Source organism: Paraburkholderia humisilvae (genome assembly GCF_902859855.1).
GTDB lineage: Bacteria > Pseudomonadota > Gammaproteobacteria > Burkholderiales > Burkholderiaceae > Paraburkholderia > Paraburkholderia humisilvae.
Genome location: NZ_CADIKH010000121.1, coordinates 1 through 9,317 on the forward strand (window position 1 = coordinate 1; position 9,317 = coordinate 9,317).

At 56.2% G+C, this 9,317-nt stretch carries 6 protein-coding genes and 2 pseudogenes; 5 read left to right on the plus strand and 3 right to left on the minus strand.

Features of this window, described 5'->3' with window-relative positions; genetic code table 11:
* Nucleotides 1–148: 148 nt before the first annotated feature.
* From HV796_RS38510 to HV796_RS38520, 3 genes and pseudogenes are all read right to left on the minus strand, one after another.
* A complete protein-coding gene (locus HV796_RS38510) occupies nucleotides 149–400 on the minus strand; it encodes a hypothetical protein (protein ID WP_175233046.1) in 252 nt (83 codons plus the stop codon).
* Nucleotides 401–502: 102 nt separating this feature from the next.
* Nucleotides 503–2,686, minus strand: coding sequence for a catalase/peroxidase HPI (katG, locus tag HV796_RS38515; RefSeq protein WP_175233047.1), 2,184 nt, complete (start codon nucleotides 2,684–2,686; stop codon nucleotides 503–505).
* A gap of 47 nt (nucleotides 2,687–2,733) precedes the next feature.
* Nucleotides 2,734–3,158: pseudogene (locus HV796_RS38520) on the minus strand (transposase); the annotation flags it as partial.
* Between the two features lie 322 nt (nucleotides 3,159–3,480).
* Here HV796_RS38520 and HV796_RS38525 point away from each other — a divergent pair.
* The 5 genes and pseudogenes from HV796_RS38525 to HV796_RS38545 all read left to right on the plus strand — a co-directional run.
* The gene (locus HV796_RS38525) at nucleotides 3,481–4,779 is read left to right on the plus strand and encodes an ATP-grasp domain-containing protein (protein ID WP_175233048.1); all 1,299 of its coding nucleotides are present in this window, start codon (nucleotides 3,481–3,483) and stop codon (nucleotides 4,777–4,779) included.
* Between the two features lie 3 nt (nucleotides 4,780–4,782).
* The gene (locus HV796_RS38530; RefSeq protein WP_175233049.1) at nucleotides 4,783–6,240 is read left to right on the plus strand and encodes a pyridoxal phosphate-dependent decarboxylase family protein; all 1,458 of its coding nucleotides are present in this window, start codon (nucleotides 4,783–4,785) and stop codon (nucleotides 6,238–6,240) included.
* A gap of 282 nt (nucleotides 6,241–6,522) precedes the next feature.
* A complete protein-coding gene (locus HV796_RS38535; RefSeq protein ID WP_175233050.1) occupies nucleotides 6,523–7,482 on the plus strand; it encodes a hypothetical protein in 960 nt (319 codons plus the stop codon).
* Between the two features lie 75 nt (nucleotides 7,483–7,557).
* Nucleotides 7,558–8,925: a pyridoxal phosphate-dependent decarboxylase family protein gene (locus HV796_RS38540; RefSeq protein WP_175233051.1), complete on the plus strand. Its 1,368-nt coding sequence runs from the start codon at nucleotides 7,558–7,560 to the stop codon at nucleotides 8,923–8,925.
* Nucleotides 8,926–9,112: 187 nt separating this feature from the next.
* Nucleotides 9,113–9,214, plus strand: a pseudogene (locus HV796_RS38545) (IS5/IS1182 family transposase); the annotation flags it as partial.
* Between the last annotated feature and the right edge of the window lie 103 nt (nucleotides 9,215–9,317).

The following is a 9,317-nucleotide window of genomic DNA, read 5'->3' on the forward strand; positions in this document are numbered from 1 at the left end:
GCCTCGTCCAACGGCTTCTTTGCCATGGCGCGTATCTCCATTCAATCCGTTAGAGATATAACGCGCCAGCATCGAATCGGTTGTCATGTTTTATGGGAAACTCAATAGTTGTCGCCTCAACGAATAAATATCAGGCGGCGTTTCTCTCCTAGTTGTGGCGTTGTGGTGTGACGGGCTGGTTATTGATGCGATCGGGATTCAGATGCACGGTATAGACGCGCTGCCAGTTGCGCGTGGGACCTTTCCACCGGAGTGGATTGCGCTGCCTTGCGGCCTCGTAAAGCGCGGCGCGTCGAACCAGAATGTCCTGATCGAGGTTGGCATGACGCTGCGCCGGCGTCACGAACCGGATCGCGCTGTGACGATGCTCCTCGTTGTACCAGCGCACCAGTGCGCCCACTCAGGTGCGCGCGGCGAACAGGGTATCGAACGCCTTGAGCGGATAGGCCGGCCGGTACTTCAGGGCCCAGTCGCGTCACCACCTCGTCAACGTGACAGTGCCCTATCCGACGTCGAAGCGATCGAGGTTCATGACCTTGTCCCAGGCGGCGGCAAAATCACGAACGAACTTCTCTTGCGCATCCGAGCTTCCATAAACTTCGGCCAGCGCCCGCAGTTGCGAGTTTGAACCGAAGATCAGATCGACACGCGTTCCGGTCCATTTCACCTGGCCCGTCGCACGATCGCGGCCTTCGAACACGTCATTGGCGTCCGACACCGGTTTCCACTCCGTACCCATGTCGAGCAGGTTCGTGAAGAAGTCGTTGGTCAGTGCCTCGGGCCGCTTCGTAAAGACACCGTGTTGCGTCTGTCCGTAGTTGGTATTCAACACGCGTAGCCCGCCGACGAGCATGGTTAGCTCCGGTGCGGTCAACGTCAACAGTTGAGCCTTATCGACCAGCAGCGCCTCAGTCGATACCGGGGACGTGCCCTTCAGGTAATTGCGGAAACCGTCCGCATACGGTTCGAGCACGGCGAAGGCATCCACGTCGGTTTGCTGCTGCGAGGCATCCATGCGTCCGGGTACGAACGGAACCGTGACGGCGTGACCGGCGTTTTTCGCGGCCCGCTCGACGCCTGCGCAACCGGCGAGCACGATCAGATCGGCGAGCGAGACTTTCTTGCCGCCCGACTGCGCATCGTTGAACGCCTTCTGGATATCTTCGAGCGTCTCCAGCGTCTTTGCCAGTTGAGCCGGTTGGTTGACGTCCCAGTCCTTCTGCGGCGCGAGACGAATGCGGCCACCGTTGGCGCCGCCGCGCTTGTCCGAACCACGGAACGTGGATGCCGACGCCCAGGCGGTCGAAACCAGTTCCGACACAGACAACCCTGACGCCAGGATCTTGCTCTTCAGGGCGTCGATGTCCTGCGCATCGATCAACACATGATCGAGCCCGGGGACCGGGTCTTGCCAGATTAGTTCTTCTGCCGGAACTTCCGGGCCGAGATAGCGCGTGAGCGGACCCATGTCGCGATGCGTCAGCTTGAACCACGCGCGGGCAAATGCGTCCGCGAACTGATCCGGGTGTTCATGAAAGCGTCTTGCAATTTTTTCGTAGGCGGGATCGAATCGCAACGAGAGATCGGTAGTCAGCATCGAGGGCGTCCGGCGTTTCGCCGGGTGGTACGGGTCCGGCACGGTATCGACTCCCTCACCGCCCCTCGGCGTCCATTGATGCGCGCCGGCAGGGCTCTTCGTCAGCTCCCATTCGTAGCCGAACAGGTTGTTGAAGAACTCATTGCCCCACTTGGTTGGCGTGCTGGTCCAGATCACTTCCAGACCACTGGAGATGGCGTCACTGCCCTTGCCCGTGCCGAAGCTGCTCTTCCAGCCAAGACCTTGCTGCTCGATGGGCGCCGCTTCCGGCTCGGGTCCAACATGGGCCTCAGGACCAGCACCATGCGCTTTACCGAATGTATGGCCACCGGCAATCAGCGCAACCGTCTCTTCATCGTTCATCGACATGCGCGCAAACGTCTCGCGAATATCGGTCGCTGCCGCGATCGGATCCGGGTTGCCACTCGGGCCTTCCGGATTGACGTAGAGTATCCCCATCTGAACCGCACCGAGTGGGTTTTCCAGATCGCGCACGCCGGAATAGCGCTTGTCGCTGCTCAGCCACGTGGTCTCGGCGCCCCAGTGGACGTCTTCGTCCGGCTCCCATACATCTTCGCGGCCGCCAGCGAAACCAAAGGTCTTGAATCCCATCGACTCCAGCGCGACGTTGCCCGTGAGAACGATGAGATCGGCCCATGAGATTTTCTGACCATATTTCTGCTTGATCGGCCATATCAACCTGCGCGCCTTGTCGAGGTTGACGTTGTCCGGCCAGCTGTTGAGCGGCGCGAAGCGCTGCTGACCAGAACCGGCACCGCCACGGCCGTCGCCGGTGCGATAGGTGCCGGCGCTGTGCCATGCCATACGAATGAAAAAGGGTCCGTAGTGGCCAAAGTCAGCCGGCCACCAGTCCTGCGAGTCGCTCATCAGCGCGAGCAGATCCTTCTTCACTGCTCCAAGATCGAGATTCTTGAACTGCTCGGCATAGTTGAATGCCTTGCCCAACGGATCGGACAGGGACGAATGTTGGCGCAGGATTTTCAGGGGCAGTTGATTGGGCCACCACTCGCGGTTCGTCGTCCCCCCGCCGGCGGTGAACTTAAAAGGGCATTTTGCTTCAGTTGACATACGTCTCCTCCTTTGATCACTCTGACTAAAACTCGCTATAGCGTGTGTTAGATACTTTGGATAATGGACACAGCATGAAAAAGCATAAGCTTGGCGACGACAACGAAGTGCAGGCCTGCCTGAGCTTCGGGCAAGCGCTCGCAGTCTCGAGCCGGTCGCCTGAATCGATTGCGCCAGCCTAAGCTGCGCTCGACCACCCAGTAACTCGGCAACGGCGCGAAGCTCGTCTTCGCCTCGGGCAGCTTAATGACCTGCAACTCCATTCGAGCCTCGCGTGTAGCCTGTGCAGCGGTTTCGCCTGCATATCCCGCATCGCAAACGCCAGCTGCAAAGTCTTACCGGCGACATGGTGAATCTGACGGGCAAGTTCGGCCACCTGTGCACGCGCCTGCTCATCGGCCGGCGTGATGTGCACAACCAGCAGATGGCCCAGCGTGTCGACGGCCATGTGCTCCTTGCTGCCACACTTGCGCGCTGTCCGCACAGGAGACGATCCTGATTCCGGTTTACAACACCCGAATAGTTACCTACATTAGACAAATAGCCTGACACACAAATATACCCCATCGAGGTCATTGCACGAAATAATTCCAAATGAATTTAGCATTTTTATGCTAATTAGCATAACTAATGATGATGTAAAACTAACCACCCAATTGATTGGAATTATGCAATACAAGAATCGGTGAGCCAACGCGTTGTTGTGAGATATCGCCACGCGATGCGCATGACAAAATCTTAATTCGAACGGCTCACTCCGTTTAGTGTTGATTAAACCTCGGAAAATATCGACGATGTCTTCAACGCATCTCATAGTCACGCTCGACGGTATCGACGCGCAACAGGGAGCGGCGCAGTTGCGTAAGTGGGGCAAACCGATCCACTGGTTCGACCGCTCCGAGTTTCTTGCCGAAACCGCCCAACCCGGTGTCCCAGAGTTTCGTGCGCATCGCCGGGTGCACTACGCCGGCATGCCGGTACTTTCCGGCCACCGTGATCTGAGCGGGTTTGCGGTCACCTTTGCACCGGAGGATGATCATGCGGAACGTCCGTGGCAACACCATCCTGCATTACGATTGCTTGCGTCAGATGGGGCTGCCGTGGCGTTCGCCGCGGACAAGTTGTCGGTGCTGCGGTTGTTCGATGACGCCCGGGTCCGCTATCCCATAGTGCTGACTGTGCCGGGCGGCAATCCGCGGCTCGCGACAGAGATCTGGCATGCGCTGGGGAACGCCCCAGTCGTCGTACAGCGGCGCGAAAACAACCTGATTGGGCGAGGCACCTGGTTGGCCAAATCGCCGCGCCTACTGGCAGACCGGTTGCGCCAGTGCACGGGCCATGAACTGCGGGTCAGTCGCTATATCGAGGGACTGGCGGTGACGGTGACCGCCTGCATCACGTCCCAGGATATCCTGGTGTCGGGTTTGTCCCACCAACTGGTTGGGATCCCCACCTTGGGCGCAAGTTGGGGTGCGCATTGCGGCAACCAACTGTTGCATCCCGATGAGTTGCCTGTGGGCGCCGCCGATGAAATTCAGCAAGCGGGACGTCGCGTCGGCAGTGCTCTGCGGACCCGAGGATATCTCGGCACTTTCGGATTGGATTGGATCGTGGATCCAACGGGCGCAGTCTACGCGATCGAAATTAACCCACGCTTCCAGACGGTGGTCTCAATTGTGCAGGCGCAGGAAATTACCTGTGGACTGATGCCGACTCTAGGGACACACGTGTTGGCGCTGGGTGGCAATCCATGCCTGCCCCGAGTCGAACGAAGCGGTCGGTTTTATCCGCTAAGTCAGTTCGTGATGCATGCCCCTCGTGACGGTGTGATTGCGTCAACGATCAGCTCCGGCTGCTATCGCCTCGACGGACGGCAGTTGTACCCGATTCCCGACCGGCCCCTGATCGAACTGACCGACCATGAAGCACGCGTCTGGGTCCACGCGCCACGCGGTGCACAGGTCCATACCGGAGACGAGACGATGCTCGTTCAGTTCGCGCACCGGATTTCCCCCTTGACCTCAAGAGGCAAACTGCACGCCGATGCCACGCGCTGGATCTCAGCGTTGTCCCCTCAATTTAAGGAAACCTGATCAATGGCCATGCTTCGCGAGATGGAGTTACCGGTTGACACGATGCGTACCCTAGGGTACCGCGCCGTCGATCTAATTATCGATCATCACGCGCATCGCACCGAGCATACGGTTGTGGGCGCTACGTTTGTTTCCCCGGCGATAGAAGAAACGAGTCGCCCCCCTGAGCATCCGACGCCGCCGGGCCAAGTACTCGAGCAAGCGCACCGGGAAATCCTGTCGTCCGCGCTACACGCCGACCACCCGCTCAACTTTGGACGGATTCCCGGGCCAGCGATGTTCATTGGCGCCTTGGGCGATATGCTGGCCGCAGGCTTCAATGCGTGTGCAGTCAGTACTGCTGTATCGCCCGGCGCGACCCGGGTGGAGCAGTTGTGTGCCACCTGGTTGGCAAACGCGATAGGGCTTGCTCCTGGCAGTGGTGGCATTTTTGTGTCCGGCGGGTCGGTCGCCAATCTGATGGCGGTCGTGTTGGCCCGCGATCGGCACCCTGGAGAGATTGCCCGGCTTGTCGCGTATTGTTCAGACCAGACTCACCCATCGATACGACGCGCGCTCCGGATTGCCGGACTGTCAGCCGATAATTTGCGCACGGTACCGGTCGACGATGCATTTCGGATTGATCTGACGGCCTTACACACGCAGATCGCTGCCGACCAGCACGCGGGCAGGATCCCGTTCTTGCTGATTGCGAATGCCGGGACGACCAACACCGGATCAGTCGATCCATTACGCGAAATGGGGCGCATTGCCACCCGGTACGGGATGTGGTTCCACGTTGACGGTGCGTTTGGCGCCGCCGCTGCAATGGGCACGCGCGCGGTGCAACTGTTCGATGGACTGGCAAACGCGGATTCCGTGACAATCGATCCACACAAATGGCTATTTCAGCCGTATGCGATCAGCTGTCTGCTGATCAAGTCCCCGGAAGCGCTGGCGCGTTCGTTCTATTTAACTGACGTCTATTTGCAGGACGATCAACAGGATCCCGCGAATCTCAGTGCGCAAGGGATCGAAGTTACACGCCCTTTTCGGGCGCTCAAGCTCTGGATGAGCATCACCTGTCATGGCATGGCGGCGATTCGGCGCGCGATTGATCACGGTATCGAGCTAGCCGAACATGCCGCGAAGGCGATCGAAATGAGCCCCGACTTAAGCATAGTGACACTACCGAGCCTCGGCGTGCTCACCTTCGCCTGCCGCGCGGGTCATCTGAGCGGCGTCGAGCGCGATGCGTTGCATGAACAGGTGAGTCGGACCCTCATTGCCGATGGGCACGCAGTGATATTTTGCACCACCGTCCATGGACGGCGAGTGTTTCGGATGTGCGTGATCAATCCGCTGACCACTCGCGCGGGAATTGAACGTACGCTATTACGCGTCGTTGAGACGGTACGCAATTATCTGGCGTTTCACGCGCCACTCTCAAACGCGCATGCCGTGCCGACCGGTAAAGGGTAAGAGGAACCGAAGAAGGTGCCGCCATGAATTCGGAAAGCGGGATAAATGGAACCGCTGAACATTGATCCGGTTGGGTTCCTCCGCTGGGGTCCAAGTATTAACGGTCGACGCCTTTAATGGCTTCAGCCGTCGGCTGCGCTCCGTCGCTCGTATTCTCAGTCATCCCATATCCGTTCAACAGTATTCTGCCGACGGACCAGCGCGCCAACTTACCTTCGGAGTTGATACGATATGCGCCATACACGTCACACTTCCAGTCGCTCCGTCAGGTTAAAAATGTTGATGCCTGATAAGCTACCCAAGACTCAGGCAGCCCTTTCATCCGCCGCATCCAAACTGTCGGCGTTCGCCTGCGTTCGCTCATCGCTCTCAAGCAAGAACTCTCGCGAAGAAGTTCGCGCGCTGCTCGGAGATAGAGGGGAAATTGTTTCTCATCCGATTGTCCACGTTGGTAGCGATCGCGTGACGCTCGAAGGCATCGAATGTGACGCTTATTTTGCGGTGGATCGCGTGTCGGCAGATCCCGGCGTTGGTTTTTTATCGAGTCTTTTACTGTCCTATTGCGAAATGTTCGACGATTTTGAGAAAAATTGCACCTCTCTCGCCATATCAGATCTGCGTTATCTATACGGCCTGATTCCAAGAATATTTTCGTTCTCTGGAATTGATGATGAATTTTATACCCCAATCACATTGCCGCGGTCACAGATAACCGCAGATCAGGTGATACCCAACGTCCGATGGGAAATCGGTCATCACGCATTTTTTACAACTATACAGGCACTGTCATTTTCTTTATCATGCCTTCTTCACGCAATTGAGGAAGATCGGCTTTCCGATATTAACAGCGCTCTAGAATTGGCCACTAGTTTGGTTCTCGGTAGCTCCGCAGTCATGAAATATGCCAGCGCATTCAGCGCGTCGGAGTACAGCGAGATTGTGCGACCAACTATGCCCGATGGTTTTAGCGGGATATACAATTTTGATCACCGGTACCTGGTAGGCCTGTTTGGCAGGCTACGCGGCGTGGTTCCGATCCTTGTCGTTCGTTCGAGTGACATGTACAGTCAGTTCTTGACGGCGGTGGGCGCGATGTATGAGGCACACGCCGGCGTTTGTTCGCGTTTTGGCGGCGGGACTTTACCAAGCTTGCGGATGAAAGCGCAAGGAACATCAACCGTTCAGACCTCGGTAGAGTTGCTTGATAAATTTAGAATCAAACGATTAGCATTACTGAAATGATAGCTGACGCTTGGATGTTTATGGTTTTTTCTTGATGTGCGGTGACAATTTGTTATTTTAATAGGATTTGAACTTATGAATCTTGAACACTGGCTCGGCGAGGTCATTTCCGAAAACAGAAAATGGTCCGACACTTTTGGCCGATACCGCAATCATAATTCCATCTCCATTAATGAGAATGATTTCGTTGAATCATTTCGAGAACTTGTCGATCGTTTAAAAGATAATTATCCATTTTTTCATCCGTGTTACGCGGGACAAATGCTCAAACCTCCGCATCCAGCGGCGATTGTTGGGTATCTGGCCGGAATGCTAATAAATCCAAATAATCATGCGAAGGACGGTGGTCCGGCTACTGCAGCCATGGAGGCTGAAGTTGTTCAGCTGCTTGCCCACATGTTTGGCTTCGACCAACATCTCGGTCATCTCACTACGAGCGGTACGATTGCGAACCTGGAGGCCCTATTTGTTGCTCGGGAGTTGCACCCAAACAGAGGTATCGCATACAGCGAAGACGCTCACTATACGCACAAAAGAGTGTGCCATTTGCTGGGCCTAGGGGGCCACCCGGTCGTTGTTGATGCTCAAGGGCGAATGGATTTGAATGCTTTGGAAACACTACTACGTACGGGGAAGATCGGGACAGTTGTTTTGACAGCGGGAACCACCGGTTTAGGTGCCATCGACCCAATTCATGATGCGCTCACATTATGTTCCCGTTATGACGCACGGGTACACGTTGATGCGGCTTACGGCGGCTTCTTTACGCTGTTAGCTGGCAGGGACGGCGTTGAAAGATTACCAGAAGCCGATTGGCAAACCATCTCTCGTTGCGATTCGGTTGTCGTTGATCCGCACAAACACGGTCTCCAGCCTTATGGGTGCGGCTGCGTGTTGTTTCGAGATCCGTCGGTTGGAAGATTTTATTTGCACGATTCGCCGTATACATATTTCACATCAGATGAGCTTCATCTCGGACAGATCAGCATCGAATGCTCCAGGGCGGGCGCCGCCGCAGCAGCTCTATGGCTCACTTTCCAGGTGCTACCACCCACTCAGGAGGGCCTGGGGAATGTATTGGCGGCCGGACGCCGCGCGGCTTTACGTTGGGCCGCTCTCATCGAGCGATCTGACCATCTTACGCTCTACCAGCAACCCGATCTGGATATATTGACCTATTTTCCAACGAGACGGCCTTCGTCACTTTCGAAAATCGATCGAGAAAGTGAACGGGTTTTTCGAGACGGTATGAAGTCAGTGAATGGCCAGGTGTATCTAAGTACATTGAGCGTTACGGCCCAAAATTTTTCGGATCGTCACCGTGGCGTTGTAATGGACGCGGATGGTTCCCGTATTCTCCGGAGCGTTTTGATGAAGCCAGAGTCGGAGATTTTTGTGGAGGAATTGCACAGCCGTGTCGTACGGTTAGCAGCCCAGGGATAAAGACGATCGGCATGATTTCTTATGCAGTGGAAATCAGTAGCTTCGTTTTCTTAGACTGTCAAAGAGAGCGTTAGCGTTAGATCGGCTCGTTATCCAAGAATTTTTCTCTAGGGAAGGTCTGCAAAAGTGCAGACATGGGAGAGTATGTGGGCTATCCCGGGATCAATAGAATTCAAGGGGCGCGGTGATGAGGCAGATGGGTCTGGGTCTGGATCTGGGAACGAAACGCACGCGCAAGCGGGAGTTTCTCGAAGACATGAGACGCGTAGTGCCGTGGTCGAAACTATTGACCTTTCCATAAATCATGACGTCACCACAAGGTTGCCTGAATCCAGCACGCGGCGATGATCGAAGGTCGGTGCTGAGCGCTTTTGAGCTTGTTGCGAGCGACG